Below are 23,615 nucleotides of genomic sequence, written 5' to 3' on the forward strand. Positions count from 1 at the left end.
CATGACCCAGACCTCCTCCGCCGCCGCCCGCGCACCCGTCGACCTGCGCAGCGACACGGTCACCCATCCCACCGCGGCCATGTATGAACGCATGCGCACCGCACCCATCGGCGATGACGGCCTGGATGGCGACCCTACCGTGCGCGAGCTCGAGGCGTATGTGGCCGCGCAGTTGGGCAAAGAAGGCGGGCTGTTCGTGCCCAGCTGCACCATGGCCAACCTGCTGGCGGTGCTGGCGCAGACGCAGCGCAATGAGCAGGTGGTGCTGGAGTCGGCCGCCCACATGTACACGTCCGAACGCGGCGCGGCCACGTTCACCGGCTCGTTCTACCTGGGTCTGCCCGGTTCTGATGGCGCCATGGACCTGAACCGCCTGGAGGACGCTTTGCTGGCTGGCGGCCACCGGTTGAAGACGGCGCTGGTGACGATGGAGACCTCGCACAACAATGCGGCCGGCGCGGTGCTGCCGCTTGATCACATGCAGGCGGTCCATGGCCTGGCGCATGCCGCAGGCGTGCCGGTGCACCTGGATGGCGCGCGGCTATACAACGCGGCCGTGGCCCTGGGCGTGGCGGCGGGCGAGATCGCCTGCCATGCCGATACCGTGTCCCTGTGCCTGTCCAAGGGCCTGAGCGCGCCGGTGGGCGCTGTGTTGGCCGGCAGCCAGTCGGTCATGGCCCGCGCGCGCGTGCTGCGCCGCATGCTGGGCGGCACGCAGCGCCAGTCGGGCATCATGGCCGCGGCTGGCCTGGAAGGCGTTCAGACCATGACCGGGCGGCTGGCGGAGGACCACGTCCGCGCCCGCCGCCTGAGCGCGGGCGTGAACCGCCTGGGACCGGCTCTTTCGGCCACCGAACCGCAGACCAACATCGTGCAGGTGGAAACCGCCGACACGGGCAGGAGCAACACGGAGTGGGTGGCTGCCCTGCAGGCGGCGGGCTTGCTGGTGCGTCCCTGGGGCCGCACGCGGCTGCGCTGCGTGACTCATCGCCACATCGGCGACGCCGACATCGACGCGGCTGTGCAGGCCTTCGAAACGGTGCTGAACGCAGGCTGATCTGCTCCGTTCAGCAGCGGTGTCGCGATGCGATAATGCCGCATGACCACGACCCATCTTTCCCGAAAAGACTATTTCTGCGCACTGGCGGTCGTGGTCATCTGGGGCACCAACTTCGTCGCCATGAAAGTCGGCATGCGGGGCCTCTCCCCCATGCTGCTGGGCGCCCTGAGATTCGCGCTGGCGGCCTTTCCCCTGATTCTCTTCGTGCGTGCGCCCAGGCTGCCGTGGCGCTGGGTCGCGGCGTATGGATTGGTCCAGGGCCTGGGCCAGTTCGGACTGCTGTTCACCGCCTTGAAGTTCGGCATGCCGGCCGGCATGGCTTCGCTGGTGATCCAGACGCAGGCCTTCTTCACGCTGCTGCTGGCCGCGCCCATCCTGCATGAGCGCGCGCAGCGCCACCACTGGATCGGGCTGGGCGTGGCGGCGCTGGGGCTGGCGGTCATCGCCGGCGGCCGCGGCGAAGGGCCGGGCCAGATGACCATGGCGGGCTTCGTGCTCACGCTGGGCGGCGCGTTCATGTGGGCCGTGTCGAACATAATCGTGCGCCTGGCCAGCCGCAAGTCGCCCGGCTACGACCCGTTTGCCTTCATCGCCTGGAGCAGCGCCGCGCCGGTGCTGCCTTTCCTGCTGCTGGCGGTGCTGATCGACGGCTGGCAGCCGGTGGTCGGCATGATCGTGAACATAGGCTGGGGAGAGATCCTGTCGGTGTTGTACCTGGCGGTGCTGGCCACTTTGGTGGCCTACACGTTGTGGACGCAGTTGCTCACGCGCCACGCCGCCGCCAAGATCGCACCGTTCTCGTTGCTGGTGCCCGTGGTGGGGCTATGGGCCGCTTCCGTGGCCTTCGGCGAACGCCTGGAGACGCTGCAATGGGTAGGCGTGGCCTGCGTGCTGGCCGGCCTGCTCTTCAACCAGCTGGGCGGGCGCTGGCTGCGCACGCGCTGAGCCTTCCGGCAGGCGCTTTTTTCCCTTTCGCGTCCGTATCGGCCGACCAGACTAGCCCATAACGGCGAGCAGAGGCGACGGCCTCACAGCTGTTCGAAACGGATGTAACGCTTATCGGTGTACTCCCGGCGGGTGGTGATTTCCTGCACGCTGGCGCCCGGGGGGCCGCGCCGCAGCCATTCCAGCATGTGGTCGACCTGGTCGGCGGTGCCCTGCACCATGGCTTCGACCGTGCCGTTCGGCAGGTTCTGCACCCAGCCCTTGGCGCCCAGCATGTGGGCGCGCCGGACCGTGGCGTGGCGGTAGCCCACGCCCTGCACGGTGCCGGTGATCGTGACGTGCACGGTCTCGATATGGGTATCGGCTTTAGGGTCTTGCATCGATTCTCTCTTGGATGAGGCGCCGCGCTCGGCGATGTACGTAGACGTTAGTGACTACGGCGGATGATCTATAGGCCGGGGGGACGCCTGGCGATACGTTAGAGCTCATGTCAAAACGTGCCAGCGGGAACACCCGTTACCAGAGCTTGGAGAAGCCATTATGGAAGAGACCAGTTTGTTGTCGGAAGCTGAGACAGCGCGCTACAGGGAACAGGGTTACCTGGCCCTGAAGGACATGTGCCCGCAGGACGAGGTGGGTTACATCCGCAGGACGCTGCTCGACCTGTTCGCGAACAAGACCGGCTACAACGAGGGTGCGCAGTATGACTTTGTGAGCCGTGACGACCCGTCCAAACCCGCCAAGTTTCCCAGCCTGCACGATCCACGCCATTATGCCCCGGGCCTCTTGAAGACCGAGTACCACGAGCGCACCCTGGAGCTGGCGCGCCAGCTGCTGGGCCCCGAGGCCGCCCTGTATGGCGAGCACGCCCTGCTCAAGCCTGGGCCGCACGGACCGGAAACGCCGTGGCACCAGGACGAGGCTTTCCGCTCGCCGGACTTCATCTACAACGAACTCAGCATCTGGCTGGCGCTGCAGCCGGCCACCACGGAAAACGGCTGCATGCAGTTCATTCCGGGTTCCAACAAATGGGATGTGCTGGAGCACCGTTCGCCGGGCGGCGACAAGACCCTGCATCCGCTGGAATGCTGCGGCGATTTTCCGCGCGACCAGGCGGTGCCGGAGCCCCTGGACCCGGGCGGCATCACGGTGCACGACGCCCGCACGCTGCACTTCACCGGGCCGAATACCTCGCAGGCGCCGCGGCTGGCTTACATCCTGATCTACAACACGCCGCCGGTCTACAAGCCGGGCCGCCGCGAATTCCCGTGGCTGGAGGGCCGCTGGACCGACAGCCAGACCCGCAAGAAGCAGTGGCACAAGCGCGGCGGGCTGGCCGTGGACGTGATGCGCCGTCTGCCCGGCGCGCGGCTGACCAGCCCACGCTGGGTGGCCTGGGCCACGATCCGGGCCGTGTCCAAAGTCTGGCCGCGATAACGGGGGCGCAGGGGCCGCAAGAGTCCCTGCGATAAGGGGGGCGAACGAGGCCGGCAAGCAACGCTTGCCGGCCTCGGCGCGTATACTGGGCGGCGTTGCGAGGCCTGGGAGGCCCGCGCAATCGCTGGAGCTGCCCGCAGCTGGCGGCCCGGCGTCCAAGAATAACTAGCCGCAGCTGGCGCCCCAACACTCCATAGACCACTCCATGACCGCTAACCTTTCTACGATCACCTGCATCGAAGATCTGCGCGCCATTGCGCAGAAGCGCGTGCCGCGCATGTTCTACGACTACGCGGATTCCGGCGCCTGGACCGAAGGCACCTACCGTGCCAACGAAAGCGATTTCCAGAAGATCAAGCTGCGCCAGCGCGTGGCGGTGAACATGGAAGGCCGGTCGCTGCGCACCACCATGGTGGGCCACGACGTGACCATGCCGCTTGCGATCTCGCCCACGGGCCTGACCGGCATGCAGCATGCGGACGGCGAAATCCTGGCGGCCAAGGCGGCGGCGGACTTCGGCGTGCCCTTTACGCTGTCCACCATGAGCATCTGTTCGCTGGAAGACGTGGCCGCGGCCACCAAGAAACCCTTCTGGTTCCAGCTCTATGTGATGCGCGACCGCGAGTTCGTCGCCAACCTGATCGACCGCGCCAAGGCCGCCGGCTGCTCGGCGCTGGTGCTGACGCTGGACCTGCAGATCCTGGGCCAGCGCCACAAGGACATCAAGAACGGCCTGTCCACTCCGCCCAAGCCCACCCTGCGCAATCTCATCAACCTGGCCACCAAGCCGCGCTGGTGCATGGGCATGCTGGGCACCAAGCGCCGCACCTTCGGCAACATCGTCGGCCACGCCAAGGGCGTGAGCGACCTGTCCTCGCTGTCGGCATGGACGGCCGAACAATTCGACCCGCGCCTGAGCTGGGACGACGTCGAATGGATCAAGCAGCGTTGGGGCGGCAAGCTCATCATCAAGGGCATCCTGGATGTCGAGGACGCGCAGCTGGCCGCCAATAGCGGCGCCGACGCGCTCATCGTCAGCAACCACGGCGGGCGCCAGCTTGACGGCGCCATGTCGTCCATCGCCGCCCTGCCTTCGATCGCCGACGCCGTGGGTTCGAAGATCGAAGTGTGGATGGACGGCGGCGTGCGTTCCGGCCAGGACATCCTGAAGGCCGTGGCGCTGGGCGCGCGCGGCGCCATGATCGGCCGCGCCTTCCTTTACGGCCTGGGGGCCTATGGCCAGGCCGGCGTGACCCGCGTGCTGGAGATCCTGTACAAGGAAATGGATACGACGATGGCGCTGTGCGGCCGTCGCTCGATCGAGCCCGGCGACCGCAGCATCCTGCTGCCCGGAACCTACCCGAACTGAACGGTTCGGCGGCCCATGAGAAAAAGCCTGGATACGGTAGCGTGCCAGGCTTTTTTCGTTGGCGCGCCGGTTGGCGAGGTCGCATGAGCCCATGCAGGAGACTCTATGACGCGTAACAAACAAGATGGGCAGCGCCGCCTGGGCGCAGGCAGGCGGCTGCTGGGCGCGGCTCTGGCGGTGCTGTTGTCGGCCGGGGCCGCGGCGCAGCAGACCACGCTGTACGTGGGCATGAACGGCGGCGACATGGCGCGCGCGTTCTCGCAGTACGTATTTCCGGATTTCGAGCGCGCCCACAACGTCAGGATCGTGGTGGTGCCGGGCATGTCGACCGAGGTGCTGGCGCGCGCCCAGGCCGACAAGGGCAAGCCGCGGCTGCATCTCATGTTCCTGGACGACGGCGTCATGGCGCGCGCGATTTCCATGGGATTGTGCACGCAGCTCAACGAAGATCCGGTGCTGAAGGAGCTGTACCCCACCGCCCTGAAGAAGGACCGCATGGCCGCGGGCATCGACATCGGCATGACTGGCCTGGGCTACAACACCAAGGTGTTCGCCGAGCGGGGCTGGGCGCCGCCGACGTCGTGGATGGACCTCGCCGATCCGAAGTACCGGGGCCAGGTCGTGGTCCAGTCGGCTTCGAGCAGCACCTTCGGTCTGCACGCGTTCCTGATGATCAACCGCATCCTGGGCGGCGACGATCAGAACTATGGACCGGGCTTCGCGCACTGGCCGGCTGTGGTCGGCCCGAACGTGCGTGCATACCTGCCGGATTCAGCGCGCCTGGCCGACATGGTGCAGGCCGACGAGGCGGTGCTATTTCCCTGGACACCCACGGCCATCACCCGCCTGAAGAAGCGCGGCGTGCACGTGGAATATGCGCAGCCCAGGGAGGGCTCGATGATCCTGATGGTGGGCGAGTGCGTGGTCGCCGGCAATAGCGAACCGGAGCTGTCGCAGAAGCTGGCGCTGTACCTGCTGTCCGAGCAGGCGCAAGCGAAGGCGCTGGAGATGGGCGGGCATTTCCCGTCCAATCGCAATGTGCTGGCGCCAGCGGGCCACGCGGACGCGCTGCAGCGATTCCAGGGTTATATGTCGAACGCCAAGATACCGAACTGGGATCAGATCAACGAGACCCGGCCCGCGTTCAACGCGCGCTGGAACCGGGAGATCGGGCGCTGACGGCCTCCTGCCCCGGGGGCGGGCAAAAAGCGCAAAATCTGCAAAGGCCGGCCCGCTACATTGCTCTCCAAGGAGACCGCATGAAGCCTGCAACCCTGAACCACTATGGCCAGCGCCTGGAACCCGTCCTGCGCTGGCTGGCGAGCCACCCCGACGCCGATCCGGACCTGTACCGGCTGGCCGAGCTGGCCTGCCTGTCGCCGTACCACTTCCATCGCGTCTACCGCGCCATGATGGGAGAGACGGTGAACGCCACCGTGCAGCGCATCCGCATGCACCGCGCGGCGGTGGCGTTGGGGAATTCCGAGGCTTCCTTGCGCGAGGTGGCGCAGCGCGCCGGCTATGAGTCGGACGCAGCGTTCAACCGGGCATTCGGCGCGACCTTCGGCATATCGCCGGGGCGCTACCGGGCTGTCCGCTCCCGTCCCTTCGACCCACAGGAGCTAGGCATGTATCCCATCAAGATCGAAACCTTTCCGGGCGCGACGCTGGCGGTCCTGTCGCATCGCGGCAGCTATCAGGAAATCGGCCCGCTGTTCGCGCGCGCCTTCATGCTGGCCGTCAGCCGCGGCATCGCGCAGCCGGAGTCCATCGGCTACGGCGTGTATTTCGACGACCCCGAGCAGGTACCTGCGAGTCAGCTGCGGTCCATGGCCGGCATGTCGGTGGCGCCGGACGCCGACCTGGGCGGCGAGCTGGAGCGCTTCGAGATTCCGGAAGGCCGTTGCGCCATCCTGACGTACACCGGGCCCTATAACGAGATGGACAAGGCCTACAACTGGATGTTCTCGCAATGGCTGCCGGCCAGCGGCGAGGTGCCGGCGGACTTTCCCATGTTCGAGCAGTACCTGAACGATCCGCGCACCACGCCGCCGGCGCAATTGCAGACGCGTATCTGCATGCCGCTGAAGTAAGGCGCGGCGGTGTGAGCGCCGCGCCCGACGCGCTCAGCGGGCCGGCGTCTGGAAGCTGACCTGGCTCGGACGGCCTGGCAGGTTCAGGGTGGCGGTGGCGGGCGGCGTGGTCGCCACTACCTGCCCCGCGCGCAGCACCATCAGGCGGGTGGCGCGCAGGCGCAGCGCCTCGACGGCGTCGCGCGCCTGCAGCAGCACCAGATCGGCGCGCTTGCCGACGGCCAGGCCGGTCTCGTCCAGGCCCAGGATCCTGGCCGGCGTGGTGGTGACGGCTTCGAAACAGGCGCGCATGGCGTCCTGGCCCGTCATCTGGGCCACGTGCAGGCCCATGTGCGCCACTTCCAGCATGTCGCCCGAACCCAGGCTGTACCAGGGGTCCATCACGCAGTCATGGCCGAAAGCCACGGGCACGCCAGCGGCCAGCAGCTCGGGCACGCGCGTCATGCCGCGGCGCTTCGGATAGGTGTCGTGGCGGCCTTGCAGCGTGATGTTGATCAGCGGGTTGGCGATGGCGGACACGCCGGCTTCGCGCATCAGCGGAATCAGCTTGGAGACGTAGTAGTTGTCCATGGAGTGCATGGACGTCAGGTGCGAGCCTGTCACGCGGCCTTGCAGGCCCAGGCGCTGCGTATGGTACGCCAGCGTCTCGATGTGGCGCGAGAGCGGGTCGTCGCTTTCATCGCAGTGCATGTCCACGCGCAGGCCGCGTTCGGCCGCCAGTTCGCACAGGATGCGCACCGATTCCGCGCCGTCCTGCATGGTGCGTTCGAAGTGCGGAATGCCGCCCACCACATCCACGCCCATGTCCAGCGCGCGCTTGAGGTTGTCCAGGGCGCCGGGGGCGCGCAAGACGCCGTCCTGCGGGAAGGCGACCAGTTGCAGGTCCAGGTAGGGTTTGACCTTCTCGCGCACGTGCAGCAACGCTTCCGTGGCCAGGAGGCGCGGATCGCACACGTCCACATGCGAGCGGATGGCCAGCAGGCCGCGCGCCACGGCCCAGTCGCAATAGGCCAGCGCGCGCTCGACCAGCGCTTCCTGCGTCAACAGCGGCTTGAGCTCGCCCCACAGCGCGATGCCTTCCAGCAGCGTGCCGGACTGATTCACGCGCGGCAGTCCGAAGGACAGCGTGGAGTCCATATGGAAGTGCGCGTCGACGAAAGGCGGCGCCACCAGCTGGCCCGCCGCGTCCACGGTCTGCGCGGCCTCGGCCTTCAGCGCCGGTTCCAGCGCCACGATACGGCCATTGGCGATGCCAATGTCGATGTTCTGGCGGCCATCGGGCAGCGTGCAGTGTCTAAGAATCAGATCGAGCATGGAATTCCTTGCGGAAGGTTTCTGTTGTTCATGGTACTGCGCGCAGCCTTCAGCGCTCACCTTTACGGTAGGGCTTCATCAGGGCTTGCGGGTAGGCGGCGCGGCGCGCCATCACCACCAGGGCGAGGATGGACAGGACGTAGGGCAGCATCAAATAGACCTGGTACGGCAACTCCGGCAGGCCGGGCAGCGCTGCGCCGCCTTGCTGCATGCGCAATTGCAGCGCGTCGAAGAAGGCGAAGATCAGCGCGCCCAGCAGCGCCTTGCCGGGCCGCCACGACGCGAACACCACCAGCGCCACGCAAACCCAGCCGCGGCCGTTGACCATGTTGAAGAAGAAGGCGTTGAACGCCGCCAGCGTCAGGAAGCTGCCGGCCACGCCCATCAGTGCGGAGCCTGCCACGATGGCGCCCATGCGCAGGCGCGTCACCGACAGGCCCTGCCCTTCGGCCGCGGCCGGGTTTTCGCCCACCATGCGGATCGCCAGGCCGACGGGCGTGCGGTTCAGCACCCAGGCCAGTATCGGCACCGCGGCCAGGGCCAGCAAGGTCATGGGCGTCTGCCCCGCCAGCACCGGCCCGATGAGCGGAATGCCGTCCAGGAACTTCATTTCCGCAAACGGCGTGATCGTGGGCGGCGTGTTCACGCTGGGAAACGTGACGCGGTACGCGAAGTAGCTCAGGCTGGTGGCCAGCAGCGTCACGCCCAGGCCGGACACGTGCTGCGACAGGCCCAGCGGCACGGTCAGCACGGCGTGCAGCAGGCCGAACACGGCGCCCGCAAACGCGGCTGCAAGCACGCCCACGTAGAGCGGCGCGCCCAGGTACACCACCAGCCAGCCGGTGAAGGCGCCGGCGGCCATGATGCCTTCGATGCCCAGGTTCAGCACGCCCGCGCGCTCGCACAGCAGCACGCCCAGCGTGCCCAGTATCAGCGGCGTCGCCAGGCGCAGTACCGCCACCCAGAACGCCGACGAGCTCATCAGATCCATCCATTCCATGGCGCGCTCCTCAGGCCCGGTTGCGGCGCAGACGGTACTGCGCAAATAGCGTCGCGACCAGCATGGCGAGCAACGAAGTGGCGACGATGACGTCGGCGATGTAGTTCGGCACCGCGATGGCGCGGCTCATGCTGTCCGCGCCCACCAGCATGCCGGCCACGAACAGGCTGGCCAGGATCACGCCCAGAGGATGCAGGCCGGCCAGCATGGCGACCACCACGCCGGTGTAGCCATAGCCCGGCGACATGTCGAGCGTGACGTAGCCGGTGCGGCCGGCCACTTCGATCGCGCCGGCCAGGCCGGCCAGCGCGCCCGACAGCATGGCGGTGCCCAGCATCACACGGTTCACCGGCAAGCCCAGGAAGCGCGAGGCGTGCGCGTTGGCGCCGACCGCGCGCATCTGGAAGCCGAACACGGTGTAGCGATTCAGCAGCCACAGCCCCAGCGCCAGGCCGGCCGCCCACAAGAGGCCGGTATGGGCGCGGGTGCGCTCGATCAGCTTGCCGAGCTCCAGGTCGCCGTTGAGCGCCACGGACTGCGGCCAGCCCATGGCCATGGGATCCTTCATGGGGCCGTCCAGCATCATCGACACGAACAGCAGCACGATGAAGTTGCCCAGCAGCGTGGTCACCACTTCATCCACGCCCAGCCGGGTCTTGAGAATGGCGGGGATCAGCAGCAGCAAGGCGCCGGCCAGGGCTGCCGCCAGCATCATGCCGGCAAACAGCGCGGGCACGGGCAGGTCGAAGCCGGTGCCGTCATGCAGGCCGCCCACCGCCACCGCGGCCAGTGCGCCCAGATATAGCTGGCCCTCGGCGCCGATGTTGTAGAAGCGCGCGCGGAATGCCACTGCACAGGCCAGGCCGGTCAGCATCAGCGGAGTGGCGCGGGTCAGCGTTTCGGACAGCGCAAAGCGCGAGCCGAACGCGCCTTCGAACAGCAAGGCATAGGTGCGGCCCACGGGGGCGCCAGCCCAGGCCACCAGCAGGGTGCAGACCGCCAGCGTGAAGGCGATGGCCGCGAAGGGCGCCAGGGCCAGCGCCAGGCGGCTGGGCTCCGGGCGGCGTTCCAGGATCAGTTTCATGCGAGTAATGCTCGATAGGTAGTGGAGACGCGCGGGACGCAGCGGGTTTTCATCCCTGCGTGCCCGTCATGGCCAGGCCCACCGTGGCGGGCGTCCATTCGGACACCGGCTTCACGGCGATCAGCTTGCCGCCGCACAGCACGGCGATGCGGTCGGCCAGCGCGAAGATCTCTTCCAGGTCCTCGGATACCAGCAGGACGCCTGCGCCACGGGTGCGCGCCGCCAGGAGCTGCTCGCGCACGTAGGCGACGGCGCCGATGTCCAGGCCCCAGGTGGGCTGGTCGGCCACGATGAAGCGCGGTTCGCGCGCCAGCGTGCGGCCCAGGATCAGCTTCTGCATGTTGCCCCCGGACAGGCTGCGGGTGCGTACGTCCAGCGACGCGGCCCGCACGTCGAACTGCTTGGCCAGGGCCTGGGCATAGGCTTTGCCGGCACGCGCCCGGATCAGGCCCCAACGCGCGAAGCGCGGGTCCTTCAGGTCTTCGACAATGGCGTTTTCCCACAAGGGGCTGTCGCCGATCACGCCTTCGCCGTGGCGGTCTTCAGGGATGCGGCCGACGTGGGCCGCGGTCCAGCCGGCCGGCGTCGTGGGCGCCGCCGCATGCTCGGGGCCCAGGCGGATGGTGCCGTCGGTGGGCTGGCGCAGGCCGGTCAGCACCGACACCAGCGCCTGCTGGCCGTTGCCGGCCACGCCTGCGATCGCCACGATTTCGTGCTTGTGGACAACCAGGTCCAGGCTGTCCAGGCGCGTCGCCCCGTCGCGACCGTCGCGCACGGTCACTTGAGACAAGGTCACTACGGGCGCGGCCTGCTCGGCCGCGGCCACGGCTTCGGCGTGCGGCATGACGACCTTGCGGCCCACCATCAGCTCGGCCAATTCGGCCGGGCTGGTGCTGGCGGTTTCCCGCTCGGCCACCAGCTTGCCCTGGCGAAGCACCGCCACGCGGCCCGACACCGCCATGACTTCGTCGAGCTTGTGCGAGATGAAGATCACGGCCAGGCCTTCATCGACGAAGCCGCGCAGGGTGGCAAAGAGGTCCTGCACTTCCTGCGGCGTGAGCACCGCGGTCGGCTCGTCCAGGATCAGGACGCGCGCGCCGCGGTACAGCGCCTTCAGGATCTCGACTCGCTGCTTCTCGCCGACCGACAGCGTGCCGACGCGCGCGTCCGGGTCCACGCCCAGGCCGAAGCGTTGGCCGAGTTCAACCAGGCGCTGGCGCGCCTTGCCGCGGCCGGACGCCAGCTTCCACAGCGATTCCGTGCCGACCATGATGTTGTCCAGCACGGTCAGGTTGTCGGCCAGCGTGAAGTGCTGATGCACCATGCCGACCCCGGCCGCCAGCGCGGCGTCGGGCCGGCCGGCCGGCAAGGCCTGGCCGAAGACTTCGATGTTGCCGGCGTCGGCCACGTAATGGCCGAACAGGATCGACACCAGAGTCGATTTGCCGGCGCCGTTCTCGCCCAGCAAGGCCAACACTTCGCCCTGGCGCAGCGTGAGCGATATGTCGTCGTTGGCCGTGAGGCTGCCAAAGCGTTTGGTGATCCCCGTCAGTTGCAGGGCGAGAGGCGCGTGGTTCATCGTGCCGAGGACTTGGGTTCTTTGTCGTTGACCTTGACGCTGAAGCTGCCGTCCAGGATGGCCTTCTGCTTGGCCTGGACCTTGGCCATCAGGTCGGCGGGAATCTTGCTTTCGAAGGTGCCCAGCGGCGCCAGCGAGGAACCCTTGTGCTTCATCAGCGAGTACTGGCCGTAGTCGTCGGCCTTGAACGTGCCGGCGCGCACCTGCTTGAGCGCTTCCTCGATGGTGGGTTCCATGCTCCACAGCGCCGAGGCGACCACGGTGTCCGGATACTGCTGCTGCGTGTCGATGACGTTGCCGATGGCCAGCTTGCCGCGTTCCTTGGCCGCGTCCGAGACGCCGAAGCGCTCGGCGTAGAGCACGTCCGCGCCCTTGTCGATCATGGCGAAGGCGGCTTCCTTGGCCTTCGGGGGATCGAACCAGGAACCGATGAAGGTCACGGTGAATTCGGCCTGCGGATTCACTTCCTTGGCGCCTTCGATGAAGGCGTGCATCAGGCGGTTCACTTCAGGAATGGGGTAGCCGCCCACCAGGCCGATCTTGCCCGTCTTGCTCATGCCGCCGGCGATCATGCCGGTCAGGTAGGCGGGTTCCTGGATGTAGTTGTCGAACACCGAGAAGTTGGGCTGCTGCGGCTTGCCCGAGGAGCCCATCAGGAAAGCGGTCTGCGGATAGTCCTTGGCCACCTTGCGGGCGGCGGCTTCCACGGCGAAGGCCTCGCCCACCACCAGCTTGTTGCCTTGTTCCGCGTACTGGCGCATCACGCGCTCGTAGTCGGCGTTGGTGACGTTTTCCGAGAACGTGTATTCGATCTCGCCGCGATCGCGGGCCGCGACCAGCGCCTTGTGGATGCGCGACACCCATTGCTGTTCGACCGGCACCGTGTAGATGGCGGCGACCTTGGTCTTGGCGGGCGCCTGGGCCAGGGCGGCGCCCGAGAACATCAGCGCGCCGGCGGCGGCCGCGGCCAGCTTGAGCAGGCCGCGGCGGGCGATGCCGGCGACGGACGGGGTGGAAGAGGCTTTCATGCGGGTGACTCCTGCGAAGGGAGGGAAAGGGATGGGAATTGGAGGCGATGCGCGCTGGCCCGCGCGCGGCTGGCGCGCGCGCGGCCGCGGCCCCGTTCCATATGGCCGCCGCCGGCAGGCGTGCCGGGACTAGCGTACGGAAACGAGGGCGTGGGATCGGTCATCGGATGGGGAGCGCCAGGCGACGCGCCCCATCCGAATGGTCGGGTTCGCAGCCAGCCCTGGCGAAGCAAGTTGTATGCCATGGGGCATTCCCGCGACAAGTCGGGGAAACCTGATGGCCGGGCAGGATTATAGGCACCCTGGCGGGGATTGGTGGCACCAGAGCGGTGCGTGTCTGCCAAGGGGTGGACAGAGTGCGTAACCAGGTCAAAGTTCAGGGAGTCTGAAATTTCATCTGGGCAGGGGGCAAGAATCCTGGCGACGCTTCATTATTGGGCCTTGAACTCTGTTTGCACACTGGCGAAGGAAACAGAGCGGGCAGGTACACGCCAGTCTGAGAGAGTGGCGGCGGTGCGGGCCGACTTGACGTATCGGTCGCACAAATAGGGAGGCCCCACCGAAGTGGGGCCATCGTTCGGACCTAGTTGCATCACCAGCATTCACATCTGGGAGTGGCTTTTCTAGGGCAGCGCGTTGACTGTACCGTTTTTGAGCATGACTTTCAACCAAGCTTTCGGCGATGTGTGCAGGAGCGCCCTGCTTGGAAGGGGAGAATAGGACTAATGGAATGGAAACTGCGGGAAACGGTGTTCTCCGCCCCGCGAATGGGGCGCTATCTGAACAGCTATGGCGGAGACGCGTTGCGGGCGGCCGTTGCCTACGATCACAATGTCCGGTTGGCGCAGGCGCTGATGCCCGCCTTGTAGACAATGGAGATCGTTCTTCGCAACGCCGTCCATCGAAGCCTGAGCAGGTCGATGGGAAGCGCCGACTGGTGGAATGGTCTGCCCTCCCCTGAGTTCGAGTGGCTGCACGTGGCGGTGGGAGACGCGGGGATCAAGATCCAGCGACGCCGGGAACGCGTCACTACTGACAAGACCGTTGCCGAATTGACTTTTGGATCGTGGACGCGGCTGTTCAATGCCCAGCATGGGCGCACGTTATGGGGGCGCCTCCTCCTGGCCTTTCCCACCTGTCCGAAAGCCAAGCGCCGACGTGGCCCGATCAGTTCGTCCCTGAACCGCATTCGGGATTTGCGCAACCGGGTCATGCACCATGAACCGCTGCTGTGGGTAGAGCCTTCGGTGAAGGATATCCATGGCGATATCCAGGAGGTCCTGGATTGGATCGATCCGGGCATCAACCGCTGGCTCGTCCATCACGACTCCTTGCCAGCGAGATGGGCTGAATGCGCGGCGATTTGAACCGTCCAGCCCAGACTGAACGAAATTCGATGCATGGAACGGGCCGTTGCGGCTGCCCACACCCCGATCCAGGGCCCGCGCGCCTAAAATCCCAGGCATGAGCCGCGCGCGTGGCGTGGCAAGCTGGAAGACCCCATGCAAGATATACAACTGCTGCTGGAACAGTACGGCGGGTGGCTGGTGTTCGCCAACGTGCTGGTCGAGCAGGCCGGCCTGCCGGTGCCCGCCTATCCCATGCTGATTGCCGCCGGCGCTCTGGCCGGCGCGGGTGGGTGGCTCGTGCCCTGGATGGCGGCTACGGTCGCCTGCCTGCTGGCCGACAGCCTTTGGTACGTGGCCGGCCAGCGCTACGGCTCGCGCCTGTTGGGCGTGATCTGCAAGATGTCGCTGTCGCAGGACTCCTGCATCCGGCAGACGCAGCGCCTGTACCTGCGCATCGGCGTGCGCGCGCTGCTGGTGTGCAAGTTCCTGCCTGGCGCGGGGGCGTTGTCCACCGTGATGGCGGGCCTGACGGGTACGCCCTACCGCCGTTTCCTGGGCTACGACATCGTGGGCTCCCTGATCTGGTCGGGTTCGGCCCTGCTGCTGGGCGGCCTGTTCCACAACGTCGTGAACGACGTGTTGGAAATCCTCGGCACCTACGGTGCGATGGGGCTGGGCGTGCTGGCGGCGGTGCTGGCGCTGTACATCCTGGCGCGCTTCCTGCGGCGCCGGATCCTGCTGCGCAGCCTGCGCGTGATTCCGCGCCTCTCGGTGGACGAGCTGATGCAGTGGCGCCAGGACGGCCGCAATGCGCTGGTGTTCGATGTGCGCCCCGAGGCGGTGCGCGAAGAGCAGCGCATCCCCGGCGCCATCGCCGTGGACCTGAAAGCGCCCTTGCCCCGGTTGGATGCCCAGGCGCTGGAATCCGACATCGTCGTGTACTGCGCCTGCCCCAACGAGGTGTCGGCCGCGCTGCTGGCGTCGCGGCTGCGCGCCGCGGGCTACCCCAAGACCTGGGCCTTGCGCGGCGGTTACCAAGCCTGGCAGGAGCACGAACACCCGCTCCCCCCGCAAGGCGCATAATTCCGCCATGAGCCCGCGCAGACGGCGGGCGGCCTACAAGGAGAGACAGGCATGCGGATTTTGTTCTTGGGCGCCGGCGGCACCGGCGGCTACTTTGGCGGACGGGCGGCCCAGGCGGGCGCGGACGTGACCTTCCTGGTGCGCGAGCCGCGCGCCGCGCGGATCCGCGAACAGGGCCTGCGCATCAAGAGCCCGCTGGGCGATGCCACGCTGCAGCCGCAGCTGGTCACGCAACAGACCCTGCAAGGCAGCTACGACGTGGTGGTGCTGAGCTGCAAGGCCTATGACCTGGCCAGCGCCATCGAGGCCATCCGTCCCGCGGTCGGGCCCGATACCGCCGTGCTGCCCATCATGAACGGCGTGCTGCAGTACGACGTGCTGGACCGCGAATTCGAACCGCATCGTGTGCTGGGCGGACTGTGCCAGATCAACGCCACCCTGGGCCCCGAGGGCGAAGTGGTGCATCTGGGCAAGTACGCCAACATCGTCTTCGGCGAGCGCGCCGGCCCCGCCCGCAGCGAACGCTGCGTCGCGCTGGAACAGGCCCTGGCCGGCGGCGAATACGTCAGCCGCCTGAGCACCGACATCTACCAGGACATCTGGGAAAAATACGTGTTCCTGACCACGCTGGCCGCAGCCACCTGCCTGATGCGCGGCTCGGTCGGGCAGATTGCCTCTACCGACGACGGCATCGACATCATGAGCGGGCTGCTGCAGGAATCGCAGGCCGTTGCCGCCGCGTCGGGCCACGCCGTGCGGCCGGAGGCTGACGCCTCGGCGCGCAAGCTGATTACCGACCGTACCCAGCCCGTCACCGCGTCGATGTTCCGCGACCTGAGCCAGGGACTGCCGGTGGAGGCCGACCACATCGTCGGCGACATGGTGCGGCGTGCCCGCACCCTGGGCGTGGACGCGACCTACCTGCGCACGGCTTACGCGCATCTGCAGGTCTATCAGGCGCAGCGCGCCGCGGCCTGAACGCCGCCCTGTCTGGCGGCCCCCTGTTCAAGCGGGCCCGCCGGGAGCACACTGGCCTGACGGCGGCGAAGACGCCGGCAGGGCTGCCTCTTCGGTTCGTTCCGGGCGGGTTTGCCAGGTATTGGTGCATAAATTGCAAAAAACTCATCCGGTTTTACGGGTTTTTTGATCGGATTTGTACGAATAGTATGGCTTTGCCTGAGCCGGAGCGTTGCGCCGCAAGTTGCGGCGGCTCTGGCTCCCCTACCCAAGGAGCAAGACCATGAAAGTTGCATTGATCGGAATCACCGGCCGCGTGGGTTCGCGCGTGGCGGACGAATTGCTCAAGCGCGGCCACCAGGTCACGGGCATCGCCCGCAACCTGTCCGACGTGAATCCGCAGCTCGGCCTGACCATCAAGCAGGGCGACGCCACCGATCCCGAAGCGCTGACCTCGTTGCTGAAGGGGCACGACGCCGTGATCAGCGCGTCGCGCTTCGTATCGTCGGACGCCAAGCCGCTCCTGAGCGCCGTGAAGGACGCGGGCGTGCCGCGCCTGCTCGTGGTCGGCGGCGCGGGCAGCCTGCTGGTTGCCCCCGGCAAGATGCTGATCGACACCCCCGAATTCCCCGATGCCTACAAGCCCGAGGCGCGCGCCGGCGTGGTGTTCCTGGACACGCTGCGCCATGAAAAAGTGCTGAACTGGACCTTCCTGTCGCCTTCGGCGCTGTTCGAGCCGGGCGAGCGCACCGGCCAGTTCCGTTTGGGCGATGACACCCTGCTGGCCGATGACGAAGGCAAGAGCTGGATCTCGATGGAAGACTATGCCATTGCGCTGGTCGATGAACTCGAGACGCCCAAGCATTCGCGTCGCCGCTATACCGTCGGCTACTGACCCCGGCCCTCGGCGGATCACGAAGGGCCTCGGCAAGAGGCCCTTTTCCATTGGGGGCCTAGGCCCGGAATCCATGTTTTTGTTTGTAAACTGGCGCACCGCCAGCCGGCGTTCCGACACCTGAGTTTGCCCCGTATGCGTATGAAGTTGAAATCGTTGGCCCTATGTCTGCTGGTTGCCGCCACCTGTCTGGCAGCCGCGCCGGCTAGCGCGGCCGCACCCCAGTCCAACAAGGACCTCGTGGTGGCGTTCTTTCGCATGATGTTCCAGGACCGCGACGTCGACGAGGCGGTGCGCCTGTACGTCAGCCCGAACTACGTCCAGCACAACCCCTATATGCAGGATGGCGTTGGTCCGCTGGTGGATTTCTTTCCCGCCTATTTCGAGCAGCATCCGCAGTCCATCGTTGAAATCAAGCGCGTGATCGCCGAGGGCGACCTGGTGCTGATCCACAACCTGTGGCGCGATTCGCCGGAAGACCGGGGTCAGGCCGTAATGGACATCTTCCGCGTGGAAGACGGCAAGATCGTGGAACACTGGGACGTGAGCCAGGAAATCCCCGAGAACCCCGCCAACAAGAACGGCATGTTCTAGGAAGCGCCGCATGTCCAGCATCGAACCCGTAGACCTGTCCCGCGCCTATCTGCTGCTGAACCACGGCCCCACGGTGCTGGTGACCAGCGCCCATGGCGATGCGCGCAACGTCATGGCGGCCGCCTGGGCCATGCCCCTGGACTTCAGTCCGCCCAAGATGCTGGTGGTGGTGGACAAGAACACCTACACGCGCGGTCTGATCGAGGCGTCGGGCGAATTCGCGCTGTGCATCCCGTCGCGCGCGCAGGCCCGCGCCACGCTGCGGGTGGGCACCGATTCCGGGCGCGACGAAGACAAATTCCAGGCCAGCGGCCTGACGACCTTCCCCGCCAGCAAGATCGGCGCGCCGCTCATCAGCGGTTGCCTGGGCTGGCTGGAATGCCGCGTCGTGCCCGAACCGCACAACCAGCAGGCCTACGACCTCTTCATCGGCGAAGTCGTGGCCGCGTGGGCCGCGCCTGAAGTGTTTTCCGGCAATCGCTGGCATTTCCCCGACGACGAGCGCCGTTCGGTCCATTACGTGGCGGGCGGCTCCTTCTTCGCCACCGGCGAAGCCTTCAACGTTTCCGATCCGGAGTAACCATGATGCGCAGCGTATATCTGGCGGGTTTCGACGTGTTCCTGCCTGATGCGGCGGCGCACGGCAAACGCTTGAAGGCGCTGTGCGCCACCTACGGTTTCGACGGCCTGTTTCCGCTGGACAATGAAGCGCCGCAGGGCTTGTCCGGCCAGGCGCTGGCCCAATGGATCTATCGCGAGAACGTCGCGCTCATCCGGCGCGCGGACATGGTGATGGCGAACCTCAATCCGTTTCGCGGCGCCGAACCCGATTCGGGCACGGCATTTGAAGTCGGCTACGCCATCGCCTGCGGCAAGCCGGTATGGGCTTACACCGGCCAGGCAGGCTCGTTGATCGATCAGGTGGCGGTGGGGGCTGCGGCAGACGACGGCGCATCGCGCATGGTCGATGCCGAGGGCTACACCGTGGAAGACTTCGGCCTGAACCTGAATCTGATGCTGGCGTGCAGCGCCCGCATCGTCACGGGCAGCGCCGCCGACTGCCTGGCGCAGATGGCCCGCGAACCGGGACGCTGACCGTCCCGAACCATGGCGCGGCTAGCTGCGCGCCGTTTTCGCTGCCTTTGCTGCCTTCGCTGCCTTCGGCGGCGCGCGGCGCGCGGCGGGTTCGCCCAGGTATCCCATCACCGCGTTGACCACGGCCTGTTCCAACTGCTGCGTCGAGAATCCCGCGGGCGGTTCCAGCGCCGCGGCATGCACCAGTGACTCCATGATGCGCAACACCACATAGGTCGCCAGATCCCGGTCCTGCTGCGCGATTTCGGCGCGATGCAGTTCCAGAAGGTGGCGCATGCGCCTGTGGATATCCTGGTCCGCGCGGCTGTGTTCGTGCGGCTGGTCGAACAGCGGAAACTCCCTTTCCAGCACGCGGTGCAGCGCGGGTTCCAGCAGGTGGGCGTGCAGCATCGCCTCGACGATGGCCGCGACGCGCTCGCGCAGCGTGGCCGCGGGATTGCTGTCCAGGACCGAGTCGATGACGTCCAGCATCTGGTTGTCGTGGCGGTTGTGCAGCGCCGCGATCAGGGCGTTCTTGTTGGGGAAGTACTGATACAGCGAGCCGACGCTGACGCCGGCCGTTTCCGCGATCAGATTGGTATTGGTGCCCGCATAGCCGTGGGTGGCCAGAACGCGAGCCGTGGCTTGCAAAATCGTCTCTACGGTGTGCTGGGATCTGAGCTGGCGCGGCGATTTCCGGGGCTGTGGGATGGCGGTCATGGGTACTGTGAAAGGCGAGTATCGAATATGAGCAATGGCTCATAAAATTTCCAGCAGGCAATCCGGTTCATCGCCCGCACACGGGGATTATGCCATCGGCGGTTTTCAAACTGGTTCCGGTTTGCGCATCTCTCACTTAAGGAAATTCAATGTCGCATTCATCGACGGCCGGGGCCATGCCCGCGGCCCAGGGGCCCGTGCGCTCTGTCTTCGCGCAAGTGCTGCCGCTCGCGCTGGCGGTATTCGTCGGGTTCTTCATGATTGGCCTGCCCATGCCGGTGCTGCCTCTGTATGTGGACGGCACGCTGGCGCTGGGCGCGCTGGTGGTCGGGGTGGTGGCCGGCCTGCAGTTCGCCGCCGCCCTGTTGTCGCGCGCCTATGCGGGCTCGCTTGCCGACCGCCGCGGCGCCAAGCGCGCGGTGGTGGGCGGTTTTGTGCTGGGCTCCATCGCGGGCCTGTTCTATCTGCTGGCCGATGACCTGTCGGCGCGGCCGCAGGCGGCGCTGGCCGCGCTCTTGGCCGGACGCGCGCTGATGGGCTGCGCCGAAAGCCTGATCGTCACCGGCGCCCTGAGTTGGGGCGTGGGCCGCGTGGGGCCGCAGAACGCGGGCCGCGTGATGGCCTGGGTCGGCGTGGCGATCTACGCCGCCTATGCGCTGGGCGCGCCCGCCGGCATGCGGCTCTACGGCGTCACGGGCTTTGCGGGCATCGCCTGGGCCACGGCGCTGATTCCCCTGGCGGCCCTGGCGCTGGTGCTGCCTTTGCGCGGGGTGCGTGCGGCAGGCGGCGTGCGTACGCCTTTCTACAAAGTGCTGGGTCTGGTGCTGCTGCCCGGCGCGGGCCTGGCGCTGGCCAGCGTCGGCTTTGGCGTGATCACTGCGTTCGTCAGCCTGCTGTTTTCGCAGCGTGGTTGGGATGGCGCAGCGTGGATGTTCACTGCGTTCGGCGTGGGCTTCATCCTGGCGCGGGTGTTCTTTGCCGGCCTGCCGGACAAGCTGGGCGGCGCACGCGTGGCGCTGGTGTGCGTGCTGATTGAAGCGGCGGGGCAGTGGCTGATCTGGGCCGGAACCACGCCGGCATGGGCCTATGCCGGCGCGCTGCTGACGGGCGCGGGCTATTCGCTGGCATTCCCCGCTTTTGGCGTGGAAGCCGTGCGCCGCGTGCCGGCGGCCAGCCGGGGCGCTGCCATGGGGGCGTATGTGGCCTTCCTGGACGTGGCTTTGGGACTGAGCAGCCCGGCGGCGGGCTGGCTGGCCGGCGAGCAAGGCTATGGCGCGGTGTATGCGATGGGCGGCGCGTGCGCGCTGGCGGCGATGGTCGTCGCCATGGCGCTCAGGACGCGTAGGTAAAAAAGGCGGCCGCCGGTTCCGGCGCCGCCTGCTCAAGATCAGACCGTCGCGGCCATCTCCAGCACTTCGTCGTCGATCGCCTCGGCCTGGCCGTCCTTCAGCTGTTGCAGATGGTCGGCCAGTTCCGCGATGGTCAGCGCCACCAGTCCGTGCTGCGCGGCATAGCGCTCAAGCGCGGCGCCGCGCATCATCGTGCCGTCGGCATTCATCAGTTCGCACAGTACGCCGGCCGGGCGCAGGCCGGCCAGCATGGCCAGGTCCACCGAGCCTTCGGTGTGGCCGCGGCGGGTCAGCACGCCGCCCGGCTGGGCGCGCAGCGGGAACACATGGCCCGGGCTGACGATGTCATCGCTTTGCGCCGACGGCGAAATGGCGGCGCGGATGGTGGTGACGCGGTCCACGGCCGACACGCCGGTGCTGACTCCTTCGCGCGCTTCGATGGAAACGGTGAAGGCGGTGGCAAAGCGGCTCTGGTTGCGCTGGACCATGGGGGGCAATTCAAGCCGGTCCAGGGTTTCGCCGGGCAGGCACAGGCAGACGATGCCGCTGCCGTCGCGAATCAGCTGCGCCATCACAGGCACGGTCAGCTTGTCGGCGGCCACGATCAGGTCGGCTTCGTTCTCGCGGTCGAAATCGTCCATGAGAATGACGGGACGGCCCAGGCGCAGATGATGCAGGGCGCGCTGCAAGCGGGCGGCAAAAGGCTGCGAAGCCAGGCTGGGGATGGGGGACTGCGGGGTAAGGGTAACGTTGGACATTTGAAACGCTCTCGCAAGTTGAAAGGGGCGAAAAACGTTTCAGGGCTACTCGACAGCCGAACGCAATACGGCAGTCCGGGCGCGGGTGCGCCCGGTGCTACCGTTGTGCCGGCACATCTTCTCTCATCCGGACTATGACCGTCGGCCCTGGCATCTCACCAGATCTGCTGACCCCGGTGTCCGTGAAGGACGCCGGGCGCTCGCGGGCTCGCCATATTGCATGGCATACCGCCGGTGGGGAATTACACCCCGCCCTGAAGACGTACTGCATGTCGTGTTAACGACCTTGGGGATTGTACGCCTGTCCGGGGCTGGGGCCGGAATACGCTTGCTGCGCCTGGGGTCTTCGGCGGGGCGGGGTCGGACCCCGCTGATGCTCAGGCGCCGGCTTCGACGGCCTCGGGCTCGTCGGCTTTCTTTTTCTTCTTGGCCGGCAGCGCCAGCATGGTGCCGCGGCACGGCGGCGTGCCGCAGAGGCAGCGGTAGCCTTCCTTCAGTTTCTTGGTGATGCGGCCGTCCAGCACCAGGCCGTAGTCATACGACAGCTCGGTGCCGCGCGGAATGTCCTGCAGCGCGACGATGTAGACGCGCTTGCCGTGCTTGCCTTCCTGGGCTTCGCAGTTGGGCTGGCAGGAATGGTTGATCCAGCGCGCATCATTGCCCTGGTCGCCGCCGTCGATCACGCGGCCGGAGCTCAGCGCGAAGAAGAAAGTGTGGAAGGGATCGTCCGGATTGGTCGGATGACGGCGGTCGGCTTCCTTGGCGCTGATGCGTTCGCCGCCGTACTCGATGATGCGCGTGCCCGCGGGAATCTTGCGCGCGGCGAAGACGCCGTTGCCGTGCAGCTTGGAGCGGCGGACGGCATACCAGGGCTTGATCGGGGTGTCTTCGTTGGTCATTGCTCGATGGAAGTGGCGGTGAGACGAAACAGAATTATATCGGCGCGTTTTTGACAGCTTGATGGGCGTATAGTGTGCGCCGCCTTGTTCCTCCGGTTAGCACCATGATTGTCCGTCCGCGTCCTTCCGCGCTGGCTTTGTTCTTTGTCTTGCGCGGGTCCATCATCCCGCGGATCCTCAGCCGCATCCTCGTCATCACGGCGCTGTCCTGCTTCGTGGTGTGGATGTACCACCAGGCATGGTTCTCGCCCGCCCATCTGTCGGCGGTGCCGTTCTCGCTGTTCGGCCTGGCCCTGTCCGTGTTCATGGGCTTTCGCAACAACGTCTGCTACGACCGCTGGTGGGAAGCGCGCAAGCAATGGGGCGAACTGATCGTGCAGGCGCGCAGCCTGGCGCGCGAAAGCGCGGTGCTGCTGGCGGCCAGCACCGCCAACCCGGTGCAGGAACGCATCGTGCGCCGTTGCATCGGCTTCGGCTACGCGCTGGCGGCGCGGCTGCGTCAGGAAGACATGGCTTCTGCCGCGCGCCCCTGGGTGCAGCAGGACGAGGCCGAGACCCTCAACGGCTGCCGCAACGTGCCCGACGCCCTGCTCATGGCCATCAACCGCGACCTGGCGGCCTGTCTGCGGCGCGGGGAGCTGAGCGACATCCTGTACCAGGCCCTGACCCAGCGCGTGGCCGCCTGCGCCGCCATCCAGGCGGCTTGCGAGCGCATCAAGTTCACGCCCTCGCCCTTCGCCTATTCGCTGCTGCTGCATCGCACGGCCTGGCTGTTCTGCCTGTTGCTGCCCTTCGGCCTGGTGGGCACGCTGGAATACATGATGCCGGCGGCCGTCACCATCGTGGCCTACACCTTCTTCGGCCTGGACGCGGTGGGTGATGAACTGGAAGACCCCTTCGGCTCCGACGAGAACGACCTGCCGCTGTCGGCGCTGGCCCGGGTGATCGAGATCGACCTCCTGGAAGGCCTGGGCGTGCGGCCTCTGCCCGAGCCCGCCGTGCCGGTGGATTTCGTGCTGCGCTAGGGC

Annotated in this window: 25 protein-coding genes and 1 riboswitch; of the genes, 16 read left to right on the forward strand and 9 right to left on the reverse strand. The window is 67.0% G+C overall.

Annotated features, from left to right (window positions below; genetic code table 11):
• Window position 1 precedes the first annotated feature (1 nt).
• Window positions 2-1,057, forward strand: coding sequence for a low specificity L-threonine aldolase (locus IB268_RS00375; protein WP_192353670.1), 1,056 nt, complete (start codon window positions 2-4; stop codon window positions 1,055-1,057).
• A 42-nt stretch (window positions 1,058-1,099) separates the two neighbouring features.
• On the forward strand, window positions 1,100-2,005 hold the full coding sequence (locus IB268_RS00380) for an EamA family transporter (protein WP_054455755.1): 906 nt from the start codon (window positions 1,100-1,102) through the stop codon (window positions 2,003-2,005).
• Window positions 2,006-2,088: 83 nt separating this feature from the next.
• On the opposite strand, the gene IB268_RS00385 is transcribed toward IB268_RS00380, so the two are convergent.
• Entirely contained in the window at window positions 2,089-2,385 is a 297-nt protein-coding gene (locus IB268_RS00385) for an acylphosphatase (RefSeq protein ID WP_054455753.1), read from the reverse strand.
• Window positions 2,386-2,545: 160 nt separating this feature from the next.
• Here IB268_RS00385 and IB268_RS00390 point away from each other — a divergent pair, with 160 nt between their 5' ends.
• The 4 genes from IB268_RS00390 (at window position 2,546) to IB268_RS00405 (ending at window position 6,904) form a co-directional block, all read left to right on the forward strand.
• Window positions 2,546-3,442, forward strand: a complete 897-nt coding sequence (locus tag IB268_RS00390) for a phytanoyl-CoA dioxygenase family protein (protein ID WP_054455751.1) — start codon at window positions 2,546-2,548, stop codon at window positions 3,440-3,442.
• Between the two features lie 205 nt (window positions 3,443-3,647).
• Window positions 3,648-4,811: an alpha-hydroxy acid oxidase gene (locus IB268_RS00395; RefSeq protein ID WP_054455749.1), complete on the forward strand. Its 1,164-nt coding sequence runs from the start codon at window positions 3,648-3,650 to the stop codon at window positions 4,809-4,811.
• Window positions 4,812-4,916: 105 nt separating this feature from the next.
• Window positions 4,917-5,990, forward strand: coding sequence for an extracellular solute-binding protein (locus IB268_RS00400; protein WP_119449787.1), 1,074 nt, complete (start codon window positions 4,917-4,919; stop codon window positions 5,988-5,990).
• A gap of 80 nt (window positions 5,991-6,070) precedes the next feature.
• Complete coding sequence (locus tag IB268_RS00405) at window positions 6,071-6,904, forward strand: GyrI-like domain-containing protein (RefSeq protein WP_054455745.1); 834 nt, start codon at window positions 6,071-6,073, stop codon at window positions 6,902-6,904.
• Window positions 6,905-6,937: 33 nt separating this feature from the next.
• Here IB268_RS00405 and IB268_RS00410 read toward each other — a convergent pair whose 3' ends face one another.
• The 5 genes from IB268_RS00410 to IB268_RS00430 are packed head-to-tail and all read right to left on the reverse strand — an operon-like array spanning window position 6,938 to window position 12,909.
• A complete protein-coding gene (locus IB268_RS00410) occupies window positions 6,938-8,218 on the reverse strand; it encodes an amidohydrolase family protein (RefSeq protein ID WP_054455742.1) in 1,281 nt (426 codons plus the stop codon).
• Between the two features lie 49 nt (window positions 8,219-8,267).
• Window positions 8,268-9,218, reverse strand: coding sequence for an ABC transporter permease (locus tag IB268_RS00415; RefSeq protein ID WP_054455740.1), 951 nt, complete (start codon window positions 9,216-9,218; stop codon window positions 8,268-8,270).
• A 10-nt stretch (window positions 9,219-9,228) separates the two neighbouring features.
• On the reverse strand, window positions 9,229-10,302 hold the full coding sequence (locus IB268_RS00420) for an ABC transporter permease (protein WP_054455738.1): 1,074 nt from the start codon (window positions 10,300-10,302) through the stop codon (window positions 9,229-9,231).
• Window positions 10,303-10,351: 49 nt separating this feature from the next.
• Window positions 10,352-11,881, reverse strand: a complete 1,530-nt coding sequence (locus tag IB268_RS00425; RefSeq protein ID WP_054455736.1) for an ABC transporter ATP-binding protein — start codon at window positions 11,879-11,881, stop codon at window positions 10,352-10,354.
• The gene (locus IB268_RS00430; protein ID WP_119449790.1) at window positions 11,878-12,909 is read right to left on the reverse strand and encodes a BMP family protein; all 1,032 of its coding nucleotides are present in this window, start codon (window positions 12,907-12,909) and stop codon (window positions 11,878-11,880) included. The genes IB268_RS00425 and IB268_RS00430 overlap by 4 nt, the downstream gene beginning before the upstream one ends.
• A 725-nt stretch (window positions 12,910-13,634) precedes the next feature.
• Here IB268_RS00430 and IB268_RS30995 point away from each other — a divergent pair.
• From IB268_RS30995 to IB268_RS00465, 8 genes are all read left to right on the forward strand, one after another.
• The gene (locus tag IB268_RS30995) at window positions 13,635-13,778 is read left to right on the forward strand and encodes a hypothetical protein (RefSeq protein ID WP_217482918.1); all 144 of its coding nucleotides are present in this window, start codon (window positions 13,635-13,637) and stop codon (window positions 13,776-13,778) included.
• Between the two features lie 3 nt (window positions 13,779-13,781).
• Window positions 13,782-14,276, forward strand: coding sequence for a hypothetical protein (locus tag IB268_RS00435; protein WP_217482919.1), 495 nt, complete (start codon window positions 13,782-13,784; stop codon window positions 14,274-14,276).
• Between the two features lie 135 nt (window positions 14,277-14,411).
• A complete protein-coding gene (locus tag IB268_RS00440; RefSeq protein ID WP_054455735.1) occupies window positions 14,412-15,341 on the forward strand; it encodes a DedA family protein/thiosulfate sulfurtransferase GlpE in 930 nt (309 codons plus the stop codon).
• Window positions 15,342-15,392: 51 nt separating this feature from the next.
• Window positions 15,393-16,319, forward strand: a complete 927-nt coding sequence (panE, locus tag IB268_RS00445) for a 2-dehydropantoate 2-reductase (protein WP_054455733.1) — start codon at window positions 15,393-15,395, stop codon at window positions 16,317-16,319.
• Between the two features lie 262 nt (window positions 16,320-16,581).
• Window positions 16,582-17,193, forward strand: a complete 612-nt coding sequence (locus IB268_RS00450; RefSeq protein ID WP_054455731.1) for an NAD(P)-dependent oxidoreductase — start codon at window positions 16,582-16,584, stop codon at window positions 17,191-17,193.
• Between the two features lie 135 nt (window positions 17,194-17,328).
• The gene (locus tag IB268_RS00455; protein WP_082401097.1) at window positions 17,329-17,787 is read left to right on the forward strand and encodes a nuclear transport factor 2 family protein; all 459 of its coding nucleotides are present in this window, start codon (window positions 17,329-17,331) and stop codon (window positions 17,785-17,787) included.
• A 10-nt stretch (window positions 17,788-17,797) separates the two neighbouring features.
• A complete protein-coding gene (locus IB268_RS00460; RefSeq protein WP_054455727.1) occupies window positions 17,798-18,367 on the forward strand; it encodes a flavin reductase family protein in 570 nt (189 codons plus the stop codon).
• A gap of 5 nt (window positions 18,368-18,372) precedes the next feature.
• Window positions 18,373-18,882 carry a nucleoside 2-deoxyribosyltransferase gene (locus IB268_RS00465; RefSeq protein ID WP_054455939.1) on the forward strand — a complete coding sequence of 170 codons (510 nt, stop codon included), beginning with the start codon at window positions 18,373-18,375 and terminating at the stop codon, window positions 18,880-18,882.
• A gap of 21 nt (window positions 18,883-18,903) precedes the next feature.
• Here IB268_RS00465 and IB268_RS00470 read toward each other — a convergent pair whose 3' ends face one another.
• Window positions 18,904-19,581 (reverse strand): TetR/AcrR family transcriptional regulator, encoded by a 678-nt coding sequence (locus IB268_RS00470; RefSeq protein ID WP_125473684.1) that lies wholly within the window; start codon window positions 19,579-19,581, stop codon window positions 18,904-18,906.
• Window positions 19,582-19,730: 149 nt separating this feature from the next.
• On the opposite strand from IB268_RS00470, the gene IB268_RS00475 reads away from it, so the two are divergent.
• The gene (locus tag IB268_RS00475) at window positions 19,731-20,930 is read left to right on the forward strand and encodes an arabinose transporter (protein ID WP_175212923.1); all 1,200 of its coding nucleotides are present in this window, start codon (window positions 19,731-19,733) and stop codon (window positions 20,928-20,930) included.
• 38 nt (window positions 20,931-20,968) lie between these two features.
• Here IB268_RS00475 and ribB read toward each other — a convergent pair whose 3' ends face one another.
• Window positions 20,969-21,688, reverse strand: coding sequence for a 3,4-dihydroxy-2-butanone-4-phosphate synthase (gene ribB, locus IB268_RS00480; protein WP_192353671.1), 720 nt, complete (start codon window positions 21,686-21,688; stop codon window positions 20,969-20,971).
• A gap of 111 nt (window positions 21,689-21,799) precedes the next feature.
• Window positions 21,800-21,954: riboswitch (FMN riboswitch) on the reverse strand.
• 111 nt (window positions 21,955-22,065) lie between these two features.
• On the reverse strand, window positions 22,066-22,587 hold the full coding sequence (locus IB268_RS00485; protein ID WP_054455721.1) for an SET domain-containing protein: 522 nt from the start codon (window positions 22,585-22,587) through the stop codon (window positions 22,066-22,068).
• A gap of 104 nt (window positions 22,588-22,691) precedes the next feature.
• On the opposite strand from IB268_RS00485, the gene IB268_RS00490 reads away from it, so the two are divergent.
• Entirely contained in the window at window positions 22,692-23,612 is a 921-nt protein-coding gene (locus IB268_RS00490) for a bestrophin family protein (RefSeq protein ID WP_054455719.1), read from the forward strand.
• The last annotated feature ends 3 nt before the right edge of the window (window positions 23,613-23,615 follow it).

Source organism: Achromobacter sp. ACM01 (assembly GCF_014851745.1).
In the GTDB taxonomy this organism is placed as follows: domain Bacteria; phylum Pseudomonadota; class Gammaproteobacteria; order Burkholderiales; family Burkholderiaceae_B; genus Achromobacter; species Achromobacter aegrifaciens.